Here is a 22381-nt window from a genome sequence, read left to right on the forward strand (position 1 = left end):
CAGTGGAATTCCGGCCTTTTCACGGTACTCTTTACTCCGCCGCATCTTTCCGGCCAAAACGCTTTTCGATGTAATCGATCACAAGCGCTTCAAAATCGGCGGCGATATTGGGACCACGCAGGGTCAGCGCTTTTTCACCGTCGATAAAAACGGGCGCTGCCGGGCTTTCGCCGGTTCCGGGCAGGGAAATGCCGATATCGGCATGCTTGCTTTCACCGGGGCCGTTGACGATACAGCCCATGACGGCAACGTTGAGCGCCTCGACACCCGGATATTTCTCACGCCAGATCGGCATGTTCTTGCGAATATCGTTCTGGATGTTCTGGGCAAGTTCCTGAAAGACGGTGGACGTGGTGCGCCCGCAGCCGGGACATGCCGCAACGACCGGAATGAACTGACGGAAACCCATGACCTGCAGCAATTCCTGCGCCACCTGCACTTCGCGGGTGCGGTCACCATTCGGCTCAGGCGTCAGCGAAACGCGGATCGTATCGCCAATGCCGTGCTGCAGCACATAACCCATGGCGGCGGATGAGGCGACGATGCCCTTGGAGCCCATGCCCGCTTCGGTGAGGCCGAGATGCAGGGCGTGGTCGGAGCGTTCCGACAGCATTGAATAAACGGCGATCAGGTCCTGCACCTGGCTGACCTTGGCCGACAGGATGATGCGGTTGCGCGGCAGGCCGATCTCTTCGGCAAGCTCGGCGGAAATCAGCGCCGACTGAACAATGGCCTCACGCGTGACCTGACGGGCGGAGAGAGGGAAACCCTGCTCCTTGTTCTTGTCCATCAGCGTCGTCAGAAGTTCCTGATCGAGCGACCCCCAGTTGACGCCGATTCGCACCGGCTTGTCGTAGCGGATCGCCATTTCGACGATCTCGCCGAACTGCTTGTCCTTCTTGTCCTTGAAGCCGACATTGCCCGGATTGATGCGGTATTTCGCCAGCGCTTCGGCGCAGGCCGGATGATCGGCCAGAAGCTTGTGGCCGATATAATGGAAATCGCCGACAAGCGGCACATCAAGCCCAAGACGCAGCAGCCGCTCACGGATTTTCGGCACGGCGGCCGCGCTCTCGTCGCGGTCGACGGTGATGCGCACGATTTCCGAACCGGCCCGGAAGAGCGCCGCCACCTGTTGCACGGTGGCGTCGATATCCGCGGTATCGGTGTTGGTCATCGACTGCACGACGACGGGCGCACCGCCACCGACGATGACACCGCCCACGTCTACGGCGACGGATGCGCGGCGGGGCTTGGGATCGTAATCGGCATGTGACGTCATGGCGGTCTCTGGAGCTTGCGGCAAGGTCTGGCAATTGAGGTGAAACAGGCAAGCCAGCTTGTCAACACCCAACGCATGAGAGCTTCTACTTTACCGCAATCATGGCAAAATTCGAGACGCCTATTCCTTGCCCGCGCCATCCGCATGGCGGGCGAGCCGCGAAAGCAGCAGAACCACCACATGCAAGAGTGGCAGGGCGATGAAGACGCTGGCAAGGCCGGTATGCTCGGCAATAAAGCCGATGGCCGATGGCGCCACCAGAATACCAGAATAGCCCATGGTGGTGACCACCGAGAGACCAATGCCGGGCGCCAGTCCCGGCATGTTGCCGGCGGCGGAAAAGGCAATGGGCACCATGTTGGAAATGCCGACGCCAGCAATCGCGAAGCCGATGATCGCGATAGTGGAATTTCCCGCAAGACCGGCAATGAGAAGACCGATAATCGACATGGCCGAACAGAAGCGCAGGGTCGTCACGGCGCCGAAGCGGTCACGCACCAGATCGCCGGCAAACCGCATGGCCGCCATGGTCATGGAGAAGGCCGCGAAGGCGAAACCGGACTGCGATACCGAAGCACCGAGTTCATTGCGCAGATAAAGCGCGCCCCAGTCGAGGATAGCGCCTTCAGGAATCATCGAGAACAGCGCCATCAGGCCAATGATCCATGGCAGCGGCGTCAGCGGCAGGCCGCCTTTCGGGCGCTCTTCCTCCAGATGCGGACGATCCGCAAGGACGCGCGGCCATGCGATGACCAGCAGCACGAGCGCGATGACGGTTAGCGCAATGGCATGTCCCTGCACACCGATGGCCGTGATGAGATAACCGCCAAGACCGGCGCCGATCAGGCCGCCGAGGCTCCAGAAGGCGTGGCACGACGACATGATGGCGCGGCGCATATCCCGTTCTACCGCTACCGCATTGGCGTTCATGGCGACATCCATCGCCCCCGTCAGCCCGCCGAACAGAAACACCGCAATCACCCCGGCCCATACCGTGCCCGCCCAGGAAATGAAAAGCAGAGTCGGCAAAAAGATCGCCGCAGTGACGAGACTGACCGTACGCGAACCGAAACGGGCGATCTGCGAACCGGCAATCGGCATGAAAACCAGCGAACCGATACCGAAAACCAGAATGATCAGGCCGAGCGCGCTCTCACTGAGGGACAGGCGCGCCGCAAATTCCGGAATCTTGGGCGCCCATGACCCCATCATGAAACCGTTCATCAAGAACAGCAGGGAAACGCCCAGCCTGTGCCGCGTCAGATAGGACGAGCGTATGCCTGTCGGCGAAAATGTCGTGGGGCCATTCATCGGCAATATCCTTCAGACTTGACCATGAGAAAACTGAACGGCGTCATCTTCGCCGCAATAAACCTGTACGCCCTTTGCCGACAGCGCCTCGACGAATGCGCGGTCGGCATCCTGTTCCAGCACGAGGGAAAGAGGTGGAGAAAAATCATGCACATGGAAAGCTGCCCTGTGGCCGAGCTTTTCCGTGGTGATGGCGGCGACAATCCGCTGGCTGGCGCTGCAGGCAAGCCGCTTGAACACCGCATCCTCGAAAACATCCGCCGACAGACCCGTTTCGGCCGCAACGCCGCAGACACCGAGAATGCAGAGATCGGGCCGCATCAGTTCGAGCTGCCGAAGCGCCATGGCGTCGATCGCAGCACCTACGGCCGGATCGACCTTGCCGCCGATCAGCACCAGATCGATATCGGCCCGCCCCGCCAGTTCAGCGGCAATGGCGGGCGTATTCGTCACCACCGTCAGGTTGAGCCCGGCGGGAAGCGCCCTTGCAATGGCGAGATTGGTGGAACCGGCATCGATGAAGACTACCATGCCCGGCTCGAGAAGCGGGACAGCGGCGCGCGCCAGCAGGGCCTTGCGGTCCGCATCCTCGGCAATGCGCGTCTTCAGGGGCACCGTTTTGCTGTCGGAAAGCAACGCTCCGCCATAAACCCGCAGGCATTCGCCTCGGGCTGCCATCTCACGCAGGTCGCGGCGCACGGTGTCTTCGGAAACGCCGAAATTCTGCGCGAGATCCTGCGCCAGCACCCGGCCGCTTTGCCGTAACTTCGCAAGGATGAGCGCCTGCCGCTCGCTGACAAAATGATCGCTCATCGAAGCCCATGCATAAACCGGAATAAACGTGCACGAACATGCATATTCGAGTTTTCACGGCTACGCAACAAAAAACGCCCGCCGGAGAGGCGGGCGTCTGACACTGCATCGATGATCGGATACGGCTTCATTCCCCGTAAGCGATCAGCAGATCCTTCGCATCGATCTGGTCGCCGGGGCGCACCAGAACTTCGGCGATCTTGCCGTCGCGTTCGGCGTGAAGCGCGGTTTCCATCTTCATGGCTTCGATGGAAAGCAGCACATCGCCGGCCTTGACCTCCTGGCCCTGGTTGACGAAGACGCGGCTGATCACGCCCGGCATCGGCGCGCCGATATGGACGGCATTGCCGGGTTCGGCCTTGCGGCGCACGGCGGAGCCGGAAGCGCCATGGGCACGATCCGGCACCTTGATGCGGCGGGGCTGGCCGTTGATCTCGAAGAACACCGTCACCATGCCCTTGTCATCCGTGCCGGACGAGGCCTGATTGACGATGACCAGCGTCTTGCCGCGTTCGATATCGGCAAACAATTCCTCGCCATCCTCCATGCCGTAGAAATAAGCATGGGTGGGCAGCACTGACACAGGGCCATAGGTCTCGGCTGTCAGCGCGAAATCCGTGAACACCTTCGGATACATCAGATAGGACGCGAACTCGAAATCGTCGACCTTGCGCTCCAGCTTGGTCTCGATCACTTTCCGTTCGGCATCGAGATCAGCATCTTCCAGCAGCGAACCCGGACGAACCGTATAGGGCGCTTCGCCCTTCAACGCCTTTTTCTGCAGGGCTGCCGGCCAGCCGCCGGGCGACTGTCCAAGATCGCCCTTCAGCATCGACACCACCGATTCCGGGAAAGACACTTCACGATCGGGGTTTTCAACGTCGGCCACCGTCAGATCCTGGCTGACCATCATCAGCGCCATATCACCGACGACCTTGGAGGAAGGCGTCACCTTGACGATATCGCCGAACATGCGGTTGGCGTCTGCATAGGCCTGCGCCACCTCGTGCCAGCGGCTTTCGAGACCCAGCGAACGCGCCTGTTCCTTGAGGTTGGTGAACTGGCCGCCCGGCATTTCATGCAGATAGACTTCCGAGGCCGGTCCCTTAAGATCGCTCTCGAAGGCAGCATACTGGTTGCGCACGGCCTCCCAGTAGAAGGAAATGCGGCGGATCCATTCGGTATCGAGACCCGTATCGCGCTCCGACCCCGCCAGCGCCTCCACGATCGAGCCAAGGCATGGCTGCGACGTATTGCCGGAGAAGGCGTCCATTGCGGCATCGACGGCGTCGACACCGGCATCCACGGCCGCAAGAACGGTCGCGGCGGAAATGCCCGAGGTATCGTGGGTGTGGAAATGGATCGGCAGACCGGTCGCCTCACGCAGCGCCTTGAACAGAACCCTGGCGGCGGCCGGTTTCAACAGGCCCGCCATGTCCTTGACGGCGATGATATGAGCCCCGGCCTTTTCAAGCTCGGCAGCAAGGTTGGTATAATATTTGAGATCGTATTTCGGACGAGCCGAATTCAACAGATCGCCGGTATAGCATATGGTCGCCTCGCAGAGCTTGTTCTCCTCGGCAATCGCATCCATCGAGACCCGCATATTCTCCACCCAGTTCAGGCAGTCGAAGACGCGGAAAAGATCGACCCCGCCCTTTGCAGCCTGACGGACGAAATATTTGACGACATTGTCCGGATAATTCTTGTATCCGACGCCGTTCGCACCGCGCAGAAGCATCTGCAGCAGCAGGTTCGGCGCGCCTTCGCGGATCAGCGCAAGACGCTCCCATGGGTCTTCCGTCAGGAAGCGCATGGAAACGTCGAACGTCGCCCCGCCCCAGCACTCCAGCGAAAGAAGCTGCGGCAGCGCCTTGGCGTAAACGCTGGCGACGCGGGCAATATCATGGGTGCGAACGCGGGTAGCCAGCAGCGACTGGTGCCCGTCGCGCATGGTCGTGTCGGTGACCAGAACGCGTTTTTCATTGCGCATCCAGTCCGCAAAGCCCTTCGGGCCAAGCCTGTCCAGCAACTGCTTGGTGCCATCGGGCGTCGGCGCATCAATATAAGGAACGACGGGCTTTGCCGCTTTTTCGGACGGCCTGGCGCGACCCTTGGTTTCCGGGTGGCCGTTGACGGTCACGTCGGCAAGATAGGTCAGGAGCTTGGTGGCGCGGTCCTGACGCTTGACCTGCGCAAACAGTTCCGGCGTCGAATCGATGAAGCGGGTCGTATAGGTGTTGTTGCGGAAACTGTCGTGACCGATGATGGCTTCGAGGAAGGTGAGGTTGGTTGCCACGCCGCGAATACGGAATTCGCGCAGCGCGCGGTCCATGCGATTGATCGCCTCATCCGGTTGCGGCGCCCAGGCCGTTACCTTGACGAGCAGCGGATCGTAATAGCGGGTGATGACAGCGCCAGTATAGGAAGTGCCGCCATCCAGACGGATACCGAAGCCAGAGGCGGAACGGTAGGCGGTGATACGGCCGTAATCCGGAATGAAGTTATGTTCCGGGTCTTCAGTGGTGATACGGCACTGCAGCGCATGCCCGTTGAGACGGATATCCTCCTGGCGCGGCACGCCGGATTCCGCGGTGCCGATGGCAGCGCCTTCAAGAATATGGATCTGCGCCTTGACGATATCGATACCGGTCACGACTTCGGTGACGGTATGCTCCACCTGGATGCGCGGATTGACCTCGATGAAGTAGAATTTGCCGGTATCGGCATCCATCAGATATTCGACCGTGCCGGCGCCGATATAGCTGGTGGCGGCGGCGATCTTCAGGGAGTAGGCCGCAAGTTCCTGACGCTGCGCTTCGGTGAGATAGGGCGCGGGTGCACGCTCGACCACCTTTTGATTGCGGCGCTGGATCGAACAATCACGCTCGAACAGATGCACGACATTGCCATGCGTATCGCCGAGAATCTGGCTTTCGACGTGGCGAGCACGCTCGACCAGCTTTTCCAGATAGACCTCATCCTTGCCGAAGGCGGCTTTCGCCTCGCGCTTGGCTTCCGTCACCTCTCGGGCAAGATCCTCTCTTCTCCGGATGGCGCGCATGCCGCGTCCGCCGCCGCCCCAGGAGGCTTTCAGCATGACCGGATAGCCGATTTCCTCGGCCATGCGCTCCACTTCCGCCATATCGTCGGGCAGCGGATCGGTAGCGGGAACAACGGGGACGTTGACCGAGATCGCCAGATTGCGCGCAGCCACCTTGTTGCCGAGCTGGCGCATGGTATCTGCCGTCGGTCCGATGAAGGTGATGCCGGCCTTGTTGCAGGCCTCCACGAATTCAGGGCTTTCAGACAGAAGACCGTAACCGGGATGGATCGCGTCCGCTCCGGAGAGCTTGGCTACGCGAATGACCTCCTCGATCGAAAGATAGCTCTCGATCGGTCCCATATCCTTGGCGAGATGCGGCCCCCTGCCGACCTGATAGGATTCGTCCGCCTTGAAGCGGTGCAAAGACAGCTTGTCCTCTTCCGCCCAAATCGCAACGGTTTTAATCCCAAGCTCGTTCGCTGCCCGGAAAACACGGATCGCAATTTCGGATCGGTTGGCAACAAGTATTTTCGATATTTTCAAGACGGTCTCCCCACACGCCAAAACAAAATTTCTGCTGCACTGCGGAATTAAGCAGCAAAACCCGGTCTTGGAAAGGGCAATTCCGGCGAGAACTGTCCTGTTTGCGCTAGCTCAGCAAACCATGACGAAAAGCAAGTGCCACTGTATGCTGCCGGTTCTTTGCGCTGAAACGGCGCTGAATTCCGTTGATATACCAATCGACCGTGTGGTTGGAGATCGATAGTTGGCGTCCAATTTCGGTGGAGGTCATGCCGTCCGCCATCAGCGTCAGCACCTCCATTTCGCGCCTCGTAAGCTCGAGAGCGGAAACGTCAGGAGCATTGCTGAAGCCGTGGGACTGACCGGAAAGATCGAGCAGGCGCCAGAACACGGCACGCGTGGCGGCATCAAGCAGTTCCACCTGCAACGAGGGCAATTGCCGATCCTGACCGCCAATGAAGACCGCACCGATGAAGCCCGCGCGGCCATGCACGGGAAAGGCGTAACCACCCTGCAGACCGTACCGGCCGGCATCGTGGAAAAAGACGCTCGCCCTTTTGCGATGCATCGCACGTGGCAGGCCCTCCAGCGCTTCCTTCCACTGAAACGGCTTGTGCACCATGCCGATCACCTTGCGGACGGGATCGACGAGATTGTATTTCTTGGCTCTGTAGACCTCCAGCCAGCCTTCGGGCAGATGTTGCGCAAGAATGTGTCCGGTGGAGGCGAGCTCCCCGGTCATCCGCCTGCTGACAAGAAAATAGTCGAAACCGTATTCGCGAATGAGCGTTGCAAATTCGGAACGAACGCGGTCGGCGCTTCCCGTCTGGTAACACGCAGAGATGAAGTGAAGAATATCATGCATAAAGACACGGGGTCCGGAGCTTGGCTTGAAGGGAATGACACGAAGGACGTGGTCCCGCGATGACGTCATGTTACTCGGGCGCCGGTCGGTTGAGATTGAACATATCGTCGTTAGCAATCCCTGAAACGAAGATGCGAAATCTTGTGACGGCAGGCCCCGGGAAACATCGGGTTCGGTTTTTTTTCGGTTCGCACGCGCGGTCAATCTGTTAAGCCGCCATTCAGACAGAAAGAGCGATAATTACACAAATTTCGCCGTCTCATGCAACCTTGCTAAAATAACTTGCCTTGAGACCGAACAAACAACCGCTCGAAAGAGACGCTCGGACTGGATTGAAAATTTGACCTTGTTTCAGGTTTACACACGCGCTCTGCGCTATCTGACCGTACATAAATGGCGGGTGACGGTGGTCGTCATCGCCAACGTCATTCTTGCAGCGATCACCATCGCCGAACCGGTGCTGTTCGGCCGGATCATCGACGCCATCTCTTCCGGCACCAATGTCACGCCCATTCTCATTCTTTGGGCGGGTTTCGGTGTCTTCAACACTGTCGCTTATGTGGCTGTCGCCCGCGAGGCGGACCGGCTGGCCCATGGCCGGCGCGCATCGCTGCTGACGGAAGCCTTCGGGCGCATCATCTCGATGCCTCTTTCCTGGCACCATCAGCGCGGCACGTCCAACGCCCTGCACACGCTGCTGCGCGCCAGCGAAACGCTGTTCGGCCTGTGGCTCGAATTCATGCGCACGCATCTTGCCACCTTCGTCGCACTGGTGCTGCTCGTCCCGACCGCCATGTCCATGGACCTGCGCCTCAGCTTCGTGCTGATCGGCCTCGGTATCGTCTACTGGTTCATCGGCAAGTGGGTGATGGGCCGCACCAAGGACGGCCAGGCTTCAGTCGAAGAACACTATCACAGCGTTTTTGCCCATGTCAGCGATTCCATCAGCAACGTCTCGGTGCTGCACAGCTACAACCGCATCGAGGCCGAAACGAAGGCGCTAAAATCTTTCACCGAAAAGCTGCTGAGCGCGCAATATCCGGTGCTCGACTGGTGGGCTTTTGCAAGTGCTTTGAACCGCACGGCCTCCACCGTTTCGATGATGATCATCCTCGTCATCGGCACCGTGCTGGTGAAGAACGGCGAGTTGCGCGTCGGCGATGTCATCGCCTTCATCGGTTTCGCTAATCTCCTTATCGGCCGTCTGGACCAGATGCGCCAATTCGTGACGCAGATTTTCGAAGCCCGCGCCAAGCTTGAGGATTTCTTCGTGCTGGAAGATTCCGTCAAGGAACGGGAAGAGCCGGGCGATGCGCGCGAATTGTCGAATGTCTCCGGCACCGTGGAGTTCCGCAACATCAATTTCGGTTTCGCCAACACCAAGCAGGGCGTTCACGACGTTTCGTTCACGGCCAAGGCCGGCGAGACAGTCGCAATCGTCGGACCGACGGGTGCCGGCAAGACCACGCTCATCAACCTTCTGCAACGGGTCTACGATCCCGATTCCGGCCAGATTCTGATCGATGGGACCGATATTTCGACGGTGACGAAAAATTCGCTCCGCAACTCCATCGCCACGGTGTTTCAGGATGCCGGCCTGCTGAACCGCTCCATTCGCGAAAACATCCGCCTCGGCCGTGAATCGGCCACCGATGCGGAAGTAGTGGAAGCAGCGGCAGCAGCAGCGGCGACGGATTTCATCGACAGCCGCATCAACGGCTATCTGACCCAGGTGGGTGAACGCGGCAACCGCCTGTCCGGCGGCGAGCGCCAGCGCATCGCCATCGCGCGCGCCATCCTGAAGAACGCTCCCATTCTGGTCCTGGATGAAGCGACCAGTGCGCTGGATGTGGAAACGGAAGCTCGGGTGAAGGCCGCTGTCGACGCGCTGAGAAAGAACCGTACAACCTTCATCATCGCCCACCGCCTTTCCACGGTCCGCGATGCCGATCTCGTCCTCTTCCTCGATCAGGGCCGGATCATCGAAAAGGGTACTTTCGATGAGCTGAGCCAGCGTGGCGGACGCTTTACCTCGCTGCTGCGCACCAGCGGCCTGCTGACGGAAGACGAAAACCAGCAGCCCCGGCCGAAGGCCATTGCCTCCTGAGGGTCTGGCTGACGGAATGAAGACAGGGCGGACAGCATGTTGTCCGCCCTTTTTCTTTGCCCGTTTCCCGACGGCCCCGCCAGATCACAGGTCGCCTATCGGAGAATTTCGGTCAGGGAACTTGCCAGCCAGAAATCGATCTGCCCGAAGGGGAGGACATTTCCCAGAAAGGCGACAATACCTGCTGCGAGATTGGTCAGGAAAACTCCAAGTACCACGCCAAGCATTATTCCGACGCTCGTTTTCCGTGGGTAGCGCGCCAACCAGCAGGACAACGCCAGGGAAAGAATGGCGAGCAACGCCAACAGTGCAAGTTCTGTGAAAGATGCGCTGAATCGCAAGATAACTCCCTTCCGATCGAACGATTATTCGCGACTGTTGCTTTTCTCGAAAAGATTGACGAGACAGTCCGCACCGGACGATCCGGCACCGCGCCATCAAAACCTTCGCCAATATGACCCTATCCCGGTGCTGCGGGAGCTTCCAGCCGACGCTGCGAACTAGGTCCGGGCTTCCGTGCCATGATCCGACCCACAGACTGAGTCGGAGGCCAGGGTAGCCCCATAAAGATTCAGGCCCCCGCGTTATCACGGGAGCCTGAGTTTAAAGGCGAACGGAAACCTGATCGTCTCAGTCGAAGGGGATCACCCGATCACCTGCCGACAGGGCCTTACCATCGACGGAAACGGAGACTTCCGCCGTATCGGCCTTGCGGCTTACGACGATATCCCTGGCCCTGCCGTCGAGCGTGATCTTCACCGAGAAGCCGCTCCAGTCCTCCGGCAGCGACGGCGAAATATGCAGCTTGCCGTCGGTGCGGGTGATGCCGAGAATACCCTCGACAGCGGCGCGGTAGAGCCACCCGGCGGAACCCGTGTACCAGCTCCAGCCGCCACGGCCTGCATAAGCGCCTTCACCGTAGACATCCGCAGTCACCACGTAGGGTTCGACCCGATAGGTTTCCGATGCTGCCGCATCGAGCGCATGATTGACGGGGTTGAGTAGCTTGAAGCAGTTCCATGCTTCCTGTGCCCTACCCTGCTTCGCAAGGGCGAGAACCACCCACGTCGCCGCATGGGTATATTGTCCGCCGTTTTCGCGCACACCCGGCGGATATCCCTTGATGTAACCCGGATCATGCGGGGCACGCGAGAAGGGCGGCGTGAACAGCCGGATAATGCCGGTCTGCTCATCGACCAGATGCTCCATGACGGCATCCATTGCCTGCCGCGACCGAGCCTCTTCGCCCTCGCCAGAGAGAACGCTCCAGCTCTGGCCGAGCGAATCGATCCGGCATTCCTCGCTTTCGGCGGAACCGAGCGGCGTGCCGTCATCGAAATAACCGCGCCGGTAGTAGCTGCCATCCCAACCCGCTGTTTCCAGCGCATTGCGTAGCTTTTCCCGGTGCGCCGCCCATTTGCCGACGCGGTCGGTATCGCCACGCTTTTCCGCAATCTCGATGAAATCGCGCAACGCTCCGGACAGGAACCAGCCGAGCCAGACGCTGGTGCCCTTACCGCCCACGCCGACACGGTTCATGCCGTCGTTCCAGTCGCCGCCGAGGATCAGCGGCAGGCCATTTTCGCCAGTGCGATGAATGGCAAGATCGAGCGCCAGCGCCGCATGCTCGTAAAGCGTGGCGGATCTGTCGCTAGTTTCTGGCTGGAAGAAAGCGTCATGCTGGCCGGGCATCAATGCCGCCCCCTTCAGGAAGGGGATGCTTTCATCGAGGATGGCGGCATCGCCCGTGGCCGAGACATATTGGTTGATCGCATAAGCGAGCCAGACCACATCGTCCGAAATGGTGGTGCGAACACCGGCGCCCGTCAGCGGCAGCCACCAGTGCTGCACATCGCCTTCCGGGAACTGGCGGCCTGCCGCGCGCAGGATCTGCTTGCGGGCGAGATCCGGCTGGTAGAGCAGGAAGGCCAGCGTATCCTGCAACTGGTCGCGGAAACCGAACGCGCCGCTTGACTGATAGAAGGCAGTACGCGCCAGAATGCGGCATGCCAGCGCCTGATAGGGCAGCCAGTTGTTGACCATGTGGTTGAAGCCGGAATCAGGCGTGGAAACCTGCAACTGGCCGGTAAAGCCCGTCCAGAACGCCTTGCTCTCATCCAGCACCGTCTGGAAGTCCGCCTTACGAACGTCCTTTACCAGCGCTTCGGCCTCTTCCGCATTGTCGGCATCGCCGAGAATGAAGGTCATGTGCCGTTCTTCGCCGGGCTTCAGGTGGATTTCCTGCATCAGCGCGGCACAGGGATCGCCATCGACCTCCGTGCTGCCGCTGAGTGCGGCACCTGACACGATGCCCTGCGGCGCCTGCGCCGACCCGAAGCGGCCGATGAATTCCCGACGGCTGGTGGTAAACCCGCTCGCTTCGCTGTCGAGTGTCAGGAACGCCGTGCGGGCGCTATAGTCGATGCTGTAGGGGTTCGACGCGAAGATCGCGTTGTTGCCGGCATCGTGCCTGCTCAGAATGAACGGCGCAGATTTCTGGCCGTTATTGCCGAGCACCCATTCCACATAGGCATAGACCTTCAGGCGGCGGCTTTTCGAACCCTTGTTGCGAACGATAACCTGCGAGAGTTTGACCGGCTTTTCACGGTCCACGGTCTGCGTCAGCTCCACCTCCAGCGTATCGGCCACGCCCGTCAACACGGAGTAACCGAGACCGTGGCGGGTTTCGAACATGGCTTCGGGATCGCGCGACAGCGCGGCACAGGGCGTATAGAGCTTTCCCGTCTCCACATCCGCGACATAGAAGGCCTCGCCCGGCCGGTTGATGACCGGATCGTTGCTCCAGGGTGTCAGCTGATAGTCGCGCGAATTGCGGCTCCAGCTGAAACCGGCGCCTTCGGCCGAAATGTGGAAGCCGAAATTCTCGTTCGAGATGACGTTGATCCATGGATGCGGCGTGGACTGCCCGCCATTGAGGCGCACGACATATTCCTGACCGCTTCTGGCAAAACCGCCGAAACCGTTCCAGAAATCGAGATCGCCCGCATCTTCCACCGGCTCCGCAACAGGGAAGACCGGAACAGGCAGACGGGCCTGTGCAGCGTCGCTCGTACCGTCGGGGCCGCGATGGGCCGCAAACAGCGATACCGCACGGTTGATCTGGTCGACGATCTTGCCGTTGCGCACGTGGAGGACGACGCGGGAAGCGGCGAGAAGCGCGCTCCAGGTCTCTTCATCCATCAGGTCGCGGCGCACGGAGAAGACGTGCGGACGTCCGCCATCGGCGGGATTGATGCGGCGCTGCGCCTCGGAAATATGATCCAGCGCATGCTGCATATCCTGCGCATAGGACGCAGCCCGTTCGTTGACGATGACGAGATCGAAGATCACACCGCGTGAACGCAGATATTCATGGGCGCTCAGCGCTTCACGGGCGATATCCATGTCCATATCGTCGTTGATGCGCAGGCTGAAGATCGGGAAATCGCCCGAAATCGCAAGCGGCCACAAAGCGCGCTGCGACGCGAGACCCGTTTTCAGCGTTTCCGAATCCGCACGCAGATGCATGTCCGGATAGGTCAGATAACGGCCGAGATGCTGGAAAGCGGCCGCCTGCTGTGAGGTCACACCCACATGGCGCATCTGTACCTGCGTGCGCGTCCAGGCGTGCACGAGTTCATGCGCGAAGGCGTCCGGATGACGGTAACGGTCGATTGCCTTGTCGACTTCCTCGCGGCTCGGCGCGGCAATCGTCCAGAAGATCACGCTCACCTTCTTGCCCGCCGGCACCCGCACGGTGCGGCGCAGCGACAGGATCGGATCAAGCGTGAAACCGTCGGTGCTGGAAAGGGTCGCGCCGGCATCGAAAGCCGCCGCTTCGCGCAGCGAGCGTCCGCGGCCGATGAACTTGGCGCGATCCGTCTCGAATTCCGTCGGGCGCGACGGGCCGGCATTGTCAGCGGCCAGATGCGCGATGACGGTGCCAGGCTCGTTCGGGCTGCGGCGGTTGCGCCAGGCGCGGATAACGTCACCACGGCGGCCGATCTCCGTCTGCACGAACATGCGCGAGAACAGCGGATGGGCATTGTCGTCATCATCCGACGCAATGACCGGCTCCAAATAGGAGGTCACTTCGATATAGCGATCCTCGGAACCGACATTGAGCAGGGTGACGCGGCGGCCTTCGGCATCGTGCTCGGTGGCGACGATGCATTCGACAACGCTTTGCAGATCGCCTGTGGTCTTGTGGAACTCGGCCTTGTCATCGGTGAAGATCGTCTTGGTCTTTTCACCTTCGATAACGCGCGGCTCGGCCGTCGCACTCCACCATTGTCCATTGGTGGTGTCGCGCAGGAAGATGAAGGTGCCCCAGCGGTCGTCGGTCGGGTCGGCCTTCCAGCGGGAAATGGCCTGGCCGTTCCACTTCGAATAACCGGCACCCGTCGAGGTCAGCATCGTCGAATAATGGCCGTTCGAGAGGAACACCACTTCGCGGTCGCGCGCGGCCGGGTCGGTGATGGAACGAACTTCCGCACGCAACAGGTCCGCCTGTTCCTTGCCGGGGGTTTCCGGCTCGTATTTGGCGCTCATGACCGGCACTTCGCGCGGCGCCTTTTCCTGCAGCAGCAGTTCTGCCGCCTCGATCACCGGATCGGAGTGGAAGAGTTCGCGCAGCACGCCGTCAAAGGCGACGTTGGCGACGGCCGCAATCGACATGCCGTGGTGGTGAGCATAATAGTTGTAGACCACCGCGCAGACCTTGCCATCCGGCACACGTGTCGGCGTGAAATCCACCGCGTCATGGAAGCCGTACTGGCCAAGCGCGCCAAGCTTGCGCAGCTTGTCGAGGTTCTCAAGCGCACCATCCGGATCATACTGGCTGGCGAGGATCGATGCATAAGGCGCGATCACCGCATTCTGGCCAAGGCCACGCTTGAGGCCAAGCGTCGGCACGCCGAAGTTGGTGTACTGATAGTTCATGTTGTGATCGCGGGCGTTGAACGCCGCTTCTGAAATGCCCCATGGCGTGCCGAGACGACGACCGTGGTTCATCTGTTCCTTGACGATCAGATTATTGGTCTGGTTGAGGATGCCACCCTGACGCTCCTGCATGACAAGCGGCGGCATCAGATATTCGAACATCGAGCCGGACCAGGAAACCAGCGCGCCCTGCGCGCCAATCGGCACGACCTGACGGCCGAGACGGTACCAGTGCTCGGTCGGCAGATCGCCCTTGGCGATGGCGAAGAGGCTGGTCAAGCGGCATTCGGAAGCCAGAAGGTCGTAGCAGGCCTCGTCCAGCTCCTTGCTTTCGACGCGGTAGCCAATCGACAGAAGACGGCGATCCTTGCGGTAAAGGAAGGTGAAGTCCATCGAGAAAGCAAGGTCACGGCTACGGTCGCGCAGCGATGCGAGACGCTGGCGCAGCGGCTCCATATTGGTGAGGTCGATGGCGCTGTCGGAAATATGCGCTTCGCAGCAATCGACGAGCAATTGCGCCCAGCGCGTCACTTCCGCGCTCTGCGCGGATTTCACCTCATGATCGACGTTGGTTGCGAGTTTCTGGATATCGCGCGCAAGAACCGCGAGATTGATGACGCGGATCGAGGCGAATTCATGCTCACGCTTGACGGAGGCGAGAGCGTTCGAGAAGCCGATGATGCGCTCCTCGAGGCGGCGATGCAGCGGGCGCAGGTTCTTGCGGTCGTCGGGCAGCGCCTTCAGCGTTTCGCGCAGAATGCCGGCAAGATCGCCGATACCGTCCAGATTACCCTGAAGATGCGCGGACGGCGCTTCTGCCCAATCACGGCAGGCAGACGAAACCGCAATAAGGTGACCGGCGAGGTTGCCGCTGTCCACCGCAGAAACGTAACGCGGCCCAAGCGTCTGCAAGGTGTCGGTGTGATACCAGTTGTAGAGATGGCCACGATATTTTTCCATCTTCTCGACAGTCTGGATCGTGTTCTCGATCCGCTCCAGCGTATCGGCAAAGCTGATCCAGCCGAACTGACGCGCCGAGATGACGGAGAGCAGATAGACGCCGATATTGGTCGGCGATGTACGCGAAGCAACGATCGGTTCCGGCGTTTCCTGGAAGTTGTCCGGCGGCAGGTGGTTTTCCTGCGGCGTCACGAAGGCCTCGTAATAACGCCAGGTGCGACGCGCGATCTTGCGAAGCTCGAAGGAGACGTGTTCCGAAACGAACAGCCGGTCTTCGGTTTCAGCCGACTGGCTGACATACCAGGCAACGGCGGGGGACAGAACCCAGAGCAGCGTGAATGGAATGCCGATCAGGAAAGCGTTGTCGCCCGGCAACGCCGCAAACAGCAGGCCAAGCATCGCCACCACGGGCGCATGCCACATCTGGCGATAATAATCGACGATGCTGCCCTGCGCGCTCGACTGCATGCTGGCGGCGGTACGCCATTCCAGCATCAGCTTGTGGCTGACGAGCAGGCGGTAAAGCGAACGGGCAATCGCATCCGTCATCATGCAGGCGGCATCGGCGATGAAGACGATGCGCAACGCAACCTGCGCATTGGTGGCGCGGATTTCCGACCAGATGGTATGGAAATGCGCCTGCGGCACGATATCGGTGGAGCGCGGCACGAGACCGGACAGCAGGGAAAGCGTGGGCGCGACGAACAGCGAGAAGATCAGCAGGATCTGCCAGATCAACGCACCGAGCGGATCCATGAAATACCAGCCGAGGATCGAGGCGAAGAACCAGGCGATCGGCGTCAGCGAGCGACGCAGATTGTCGACCATCTTCCAGCGGCCGATGGCGGTAACGCCACGGGCACGATCGAGGATAAAGGGCAGAAGCTGCCAGTCGCCACGCGCCCAGCGATGCTGGCGCGACACTTCCACCTCATAACGGGTCGGGAAGTCCTCCACCAGTTCCACATCGGTCACCAGCGCACAGCGCGCAAAGGAGCCTTCGAGCAGATCGTGACTGAGGATGGAGTTTTCCTCGATGCGGCCCTTCAGCGCCGCCTCGAAGGCATCCACATCGTAAAGGCCCTTGCCGGTAAAGGTACCTTCGGAGGTCAGGTCCTGATAGACGTCGGAAACGGTAAAGACGTAAGGATCGATACCGCGGTTGATCGAGAAAACGCGCTGGAAGACAGAGGCATCCTTGCCGGTCGTCAGCGAAGGTGTCACCCGCGGCTGCAGCAGACCGTAGCCTTCGACAACCCGTCCGGATACCGGATCGATCACCGGGCGATTGATCGGGTGGTGCATCTTGCCGACGAGCTTGGTCACCGCATCGCGCATCAGGCGCGTATCGGCATCCAGTGTCATGACGTATTTCACGCCCTCCGGCACGACGTTCGCGCCGCCGAGGAAGGTCGTATCCTTGTCGCCGCGCAGCAGCATGTTCAGTTCATGCAGCTTGCCGCGCTTGCGCTCCCAGCCCATCCAGCAGCCTTCGGCCGGATTGTAGAGGCGGCGGCGGTGCAGCAGGTAAAAGCGCGTCTTGCCATCAAAGGCATAACGGCTGTTCAGCGCCGCAAGCTCGCGCTTGGCATAATCGAGAATCTCGAGGTCATCGTCGGACTGCTCGTATTGCGCGTCGCGCCAGTCGCTCACCAGCGAGAAGTAGATCTCGCCATGCGGATTGGCGAGATAATGCACTTCGATATTGCGCATCATCTCGTCGACACTGTCGCGGCTGGTCAGCATGCAGGGCACGGCGACCAATGTGCGGGCGTCCTGCGGAATGCCGTTCTTGAACTCGTATCCGACCAGCCGGAACGGTTTCACGAAGAAGGTGACGAGCGTGTTGAAGAGGCCGGTCGCGCCTTCGGATGCCGGCAATGCGAACATCAGCAGGAAGGCAGTCACAACATACCAGGGCATGCCGGCCTGCGCCAGGAACCAGCCGACAGCGAGCATGGCGAGCGCAGTGATGAGAAGCACCGGCGCGGCGATTGCCAGCCAGTTGAACTTGCGCATCGAGCGCACGATACGCTGCGACACCAGCGGCCGGTAACCCAAAGCCTTTTCAAGCTCGAAGCGGCGCTGGCCGACAAGCACGGAACCGACATTGACGCGATGGGTTTCATCCGCACCCGCCGGCGTCTCCGAACGCGCCATTTCGACGGCGGCGCGCGCCACCTCGACTTCGGTCTTGGGAGAACGGCGCGCCAGAAGTTCGATCGTATTGCGATAGGTGTTGCGCGAACCGAAATCGAGAACCTCGTAGTCGGTCTCTTCGCGCAGAACCTTGTCGATGTGGCTGACTTCCTCGAACCACACCGACCATTCGGTATCGTCAATTTCGCGCAGGCTCTTGACGATGTTGCCCATCGTCACATTGCCGGATGCCAGGCGATTATGTTCCGACATCATGACGTTTTCGGCATCGGTGCCAGCAGCGTGAAGACGCTCTTCAAGCCACGCAACCGCCAAACCGGAGGTCTGCGAGCCATTGCGGAGACGATAGAGGAACTGCGTCGCGAAAGTCGGGTCGTCAACCAGCGAATCGACCTGCTTGAGAAGCGCGGCCGACGCCTCGGCATCGTTCAGACGGATGATTTCATCGACGACCTCATTCGCCTTCTGGCGCATGCGGCGCGAACGCTCCACACGAATGGAGATGCGGCGGAGATTTTCGATGAGGACGAAACGGATGATCGACGGCAAAGCCCACAATTCGCCGATCTGCAGCGTCTTCGAGGTCTGGTAGCCATCCACCAGCGCCGTCATGTTTTCGCGCGAAACCGTGCTGTGGGTATGGGCGACATAAAGCCAGCCGAGCGCCATGACCCGCGGGATCGTCACGCCGCCTACCGTCATCGTCGGCAGCTGGCGGTAGAACTTGCGCGGAAAATCCCGGCGGACTTCCTGGATCGCCTCTTCGATGACGTAGTGATTGTCGAGCAGCCATTCCGCCGCCGGCGTTATCGTCGCGCCATTTTCCGCATCGACGGCCGTGGTACGATAGACCCTGAGGATTTCCTTCTCGTTCTCGCGATGACGCTCGAAGAAATCGAACTCCATGAAGCCGGGAAGACTGTCGGCGCCATCGCGCGAAAGCGCGGCGCCCGCATCATGCAGTTCCTCCACCGTCATATAGGACGCGCGGATCGAATCGTTGTGATCGATCTGCTTCGTCTCGGAATCACGGGCGGCGGCGGTCGGGGTAATATGAAATGACATCGGGCTCGTATTCTGAACTTTATGGAAACTTGTTCGACTTGACCGACATTTCGTCCGTGGCGGGAACACACACGAAAATCGGGCCACGCTATATTTATGACTTATCCTGAACCTTCGGTGAACCGGACCGGACGCTGTGCGGAACGGATGGTCAAGTGCGGAACATCCGCAGGCGCATCATGCTGCAGCGTCATTATTCCGGAATATCTGCGAAGCTGGAGATCGGCGCGGACAGGGCTTTTTTGGTGGGGGAAAGAAAATCGCGTCGTTCGGCCCGGCAATGCCGTTCCGACCGGATTTCGCACCCTCCCCGATGGCGAAAACTGTTCGCGCAACGTCCGATAATCCCCCGTTGACAACCTGAAGGGCAACACGAACCGAAAGGCCCGCGCTACATCCGAAAGAAGCTAATGCCCCAGGACGTCAATAGTTCCATGCCACCTGTCGCGGCACGATGCAAGCGCTGAATTTCGGGGCATTTCCGGGCAGGCTACGCCCCTTACGCATGGCTGCATATGCTGCTATGTCATTTGCAAAAGGCGCCGGAAAAAACGGCCGAACCCGGGACTTTAAAAATGACCAGACAGACCGCAAATCTCGCATCCTTTGCCAACCATATGCCGGATGTGGTGGCCATTCGCCACCACCTGCACCGAAACCCCGAAATCGGCCTTTCGGAGTTCAAGACGTCGGATTTTATTGCCGAACAGTTGGCGGCAATGGGTTATGAGGTCACCCGGGGACTGGCCGGAACCGGTGTCGTCGCCACACTCCGCAATGGCGACAGCACCCGCACGCTCGGCATCCGCGCCGATATCGACGCCCTGCCGATCCATGAAGAAACCGGTGCGGATTATGCGAGCGCCAATCAGGGCGTGATGCATGCTTGCGGCCATGACGGCCACACCGCCATGCTGCTCGGCGCGGCGAAGATCATTGCGGAGCGCAAAAATTTCAACGGAACCCTGCATCTGATCTTCCAGCCAGCGGAAGAGAATTTCGGCGGCGCCCGCATCATGATCGAGGACGGGCTGTTCGAACGTTTTCCCTGCGATGCGGTTTTTGCCCTTCACAACGATCCCGGCGTGCCCTTCGGGCAATTCGTGCTGCGCGACGGGCCGATCCTCGCCGCCGTCGACGAGTGCAAGATTACCGTCAACGGTTACGGCGGCCACGGCGCCGAACCGCAGGATGCGGCCGATCCCATCGTTGCCGGCGCAAGCATCGTCATGGCGCTGCAAACCGTGGTGTCGCGCAACATCCATCCGCAATTATCGGCGGTCGTCACCGTTGGCGCGTTCCATGCCGGTGCTGCCAGCAATGTCATTCCCGAAACGGCGGAAATGCTGCTGACCATCCGCTCCTTCGATCCGGGCGTGCGCGACGAGCTGGAAAAGCGCATCCGGGCGATAGCCGAAGGCCAGGCGGCCAGCTACGGCATGAGCGTCACCATCGATTACGAGCGTGGTTACAATGCAACCGTCAACCACAAGGCGGAAACGGATTATGTCGCCGATCTCGCCCGGCGTTTTGCCGGGCCTGAAAAGGTAGCCGAGATGCAGCGCCCATCGATGGGTGCGGAAGACTTCGCCTATATGCTGGAGAAACGGCCCGGCTGTTATTTCTTCCTCGGCACCGCGCGCACGGATAACGATCCGCCGCTGCACCATCCGAAATTCGATTTCAACGACGATATCCTGCCGATCGGAACCGCTTTCTGGGTTGACTTGGCGGAAGATTACCTGAAGGCGTGAGCGGTCATGAAAAAGGCCGGTCGGAGGAGCGACCGGCCTTTTATTCTCAAATTACCTGATGAGAAAATCGGGAGGATCAGGGAACGAGACCGAAGATGACGGCGGCGACAAAAGCCACGCAGACGCCGACAAGAGCCGCATGAACCGAATCTTTCCAGTTGCGCGGCGACTGGGGCTGCGAGACAAAGTCTTTTACTTTTCCTGCCTTGGAATAAGACATTGTACACTCCCTTCCTGCTCGGCCCTTCAAAGCGGGCATTGCTTATTTCACTCATAGAATAGCTTTATTCCCCACTGTTTCAGTAGAGATAAAATTCCATAAGATTGGCGCATCGGGAAAAATACCGATTGCGACTTGCCCACCGGCAAGCATCAATCTACCCATTGCGCAGGATCAACGCGGTGGAGGGCATTTCCGTTCAAAACCGGTGGCGGGCACGGAAAAGACCATGACGGATATCGACGCCATCATCATCGGAGCCGGGGTGATAGGGCTCGCGACAGCGCGTGAACTGGCGATGCGCGGCCTCACCGTCATCATCCTCGAAAGCGGGAAGGAATTCGGCTCTGCCACCTCCTCCCGTAACAGCGAAGTCATCCACGCCGGGCTCTATTATCCGGCCGGAAGCCTCAAGGCGCGACTTTGCGTGGAGGGCAAGGAGCGGCTCTATGCCTTCTGTCAAAGCCACGGCGTTTCACATCGTCGTTGCGGCAAGCTCATCGTCGCTACGAGCGATGAAGAGACGGCCATGCTCACCACCCTGCGCGAAAAAGGCAAAGCTAACGGCTGCAACGACCTTGAGCTGATCGATGCGCAACAGGCGCTATTGCTCGAACCCGCGCTCGCCTGCGTCGCAGCCCTGATATCGCCCTCGACCGGTATCATCGATAGCCACGGCTATATGCTGGCGCTGCTTGGAGACGCGCAGGATCATGGCGCTGCCCTTGCCCTGAACGCACCCTTCGAAAAGGCAGAGGCGATGGGCAATGGTTTCCGCGTTCATGTCGGCGGAACGGAGCCCACCAGCCTGACATGCCGGCTGCTCGTCAATTCCGCCGGGCTTGTTGCACCCATGGTGGCAAGAAAGATTGAAGGATTGCCGGAGGATGTTATTCCGCAGGCGCGTTTCGCCAAGGGCAGCTATTTTTCGCTGGCCGGCAAGTCCCCGTTTTCACGGCTGATCTACCCAGCACCGCACACCCATGGCCTCGGCGTGCATCTCACGCTCGATCTCGCCGGCCAGGCCCGTTTCGGGCCGGATGTGGAGTGGGTGGACACCATCGACTATGCGGTCGATCCCCGCCGCATGGAGGGTTTTGGAGACGCTATAAGGCGCTATTGGCCGAGCCTTCCTCATGACGCACTGATCCCGGCCCATTCCGGTATCCGGCCGAAGATTTCCGGCCCGGACGAACCGGCCATGGACTTCCGCATCGACGGACCGGAAACCCACGGCCTTGCCGGCCTTGTCAATCTTTTCGGCATAGAAAGCCCCGGCTTAACCGCCTCGCTGGCGATTGCCGGCGAGGTCGCGGCACGGCTCGAGGCCTGACA

11 protein-coding genes are annotated in these 22381 nt (G+C 60.2%); 3 read left to right on the forward strand and 8 right to left on the reverse strand.

What is annotated here, in order from left to right; translation table 11 throughout:
- Positions 1–31: 31 nt before the first annotated feature.
- The 5 genes from ispG to PIB16_RS10135 form a co-directional block, all read right to left on the reverse strand.
- On the reverse strand, positions 32–1282 hold the full coding sequence (gene ispG, locus PIB16_RS10115; protein WP_020010805.1) for a flavodoxin-dependent (E)-4-hydroxy-3-methylbut-2-enyl-diphosphate synthase: 1251 nt from the start codon (positions 1280–1282) through the stop codon (positions 32–34).
- Positions 1283–1402: 120 nt separating this feature from the next.
- Positions 1403–2593, reverse strand: coding sequence for an MFS transporter (locus PIB16_RS10120; protein ID WP_174036587.1), 1191 nt, complete (start codon positions 2591–2593; stop codon positions 1403–1405).
- A 12-nt stretch (positions 2594–2605) separates the two neighbouring features.
- The gene (locus PIB16_RS10125; RefSeq protein ID WP_271045556.1) at positions 2606–3406 is read right to left on the reverse strand and encodes a DeoR/GlpR family DNA-binding transcription regulator; all 801 of its coding nucleotides are present in this window, start codon (positions 3404–3406) and stop codon (positions 2606–2608) included.
- 127 nt (positions 3407–3533) lie between these two features.
- Positions 3534–6995, reverse strand: coding sequence for a pyruvate carboxylase (gene pyc, locus PIB16_RS10130; RefSeq protein WP_149742038.1), 3462 nt, complete (start codon positions 6993–6995; stop codon positions 3534–3536).
- A 106-nt stretch (positions 6996–7101) separates the two neighbouring features.
- Positions 7102–7839, reverse strand: coding sequence for a helix-turn-helix transcriptional regulator (locus tag PIB16_RS10135; RefSeq protein ID WP_078052327.1), 738 nt, complete (start codon positions 7837–7839; stop codon positions 7102–7104).
- 340 nt (positions 7840–8179) lie between these two features.
- Here PIB16_RS10135 and PIB16_RS10140 point away from each other — a divergent pair, with 340 nt between their 5' ends.
- Positions 8180–9946: a glucan ABC transporter ATP-binding protein/ permease gene (locus tag PIB16_RS10140; RefSeq protein ID WP_003520317.1), complete on the forward strand. Its 1767-nt coding sequence runs from the start codon at positions 8180–8182 to the stop codon at positions 9944–9946.
- 95 nt (positions 9947–10041) lie between these two features.
- Here PIB16_RS10140 and PIB16_RS10145 read toward each other — a convergent pair whose 3' ends face one another.
- A complete protein-coding gene (locus PIB16_RS10145; protein ID WP_142844410.1) occupies positions 10042–10287 on the reverse strand; it encodes a hypothetical protein in 246 nt (81 codons plus the stop codon).
- 289 nt (positions 10288–10576) lie between these two features.
- Complete coding sequence (locus PIB16_RS10150; RefSeq protein WP_271045557.1) at positions 10577–19072, reverse strand: GH36-type glycosyl hydrolase domain-containing protein; 8496 nt, start codon at positions 19070–19072, stop codon at positions 10577–10579.
- 575 nt (positions 19073–19647) lie between these two features.
- On the opposite strand from PIB16_RS10150, the gene PIB16_RS10155 reads away from it, so the two are divergent.
- Positions 19648–20826 (forward strand): M20 aminoacylase family protein, encoded by a 1179-nt coding sequence (locus PIB16_RS10155; RefSeq protein ID WP_174044940.1) that lies wholly within the window; start codon positions 19648–19650, stop codon positions 20824–20826.
- Positions 20827–20902: 76 nt separating this feature from the next.
- Here PIB16_RS10155 and PIB16_RS10160 read toward each other — a convergent pair whose 3' ends face one another.
- Entirely contained in the window at positions 20903–21046 is a 144-nt protein-coding gene (locus PIB16_RS10160) for a hypothetical protein (RefSeq protein ID WP_003505150.1), read from the reverse strand.
- 229 nt (positions 21047–21275) lie between these two features.
- Between PIB16_RS10160 and PIB16_RS10165 the strand changes: the two genes are divergently transcribed.
- Entirely contained in the window at positions 21276–22379 is a 1104-nt protein-coding gene (locus PIB16_RS10165; RefSeq protein WP_065656894.1) for an NAD(P)/FAD-dependent oxidoreductase, read from the forward strand.
- The last annotated feature ends 2 nt before the right edge of the window (positions 22380–22381 follow it).

Origin of the sequence: Agrobacterium sp. ST15.13.015 (assembly GCF_027871645.1) — a bacterium.
In the GTDB taxonomy this organism is placed as follows: Bacteria; Pseudomonadota; Alphaproteobacteria; order Rhizobiales; family Rhizobiaceae; genus Agrobacterium; species Agrobacterium leguminum.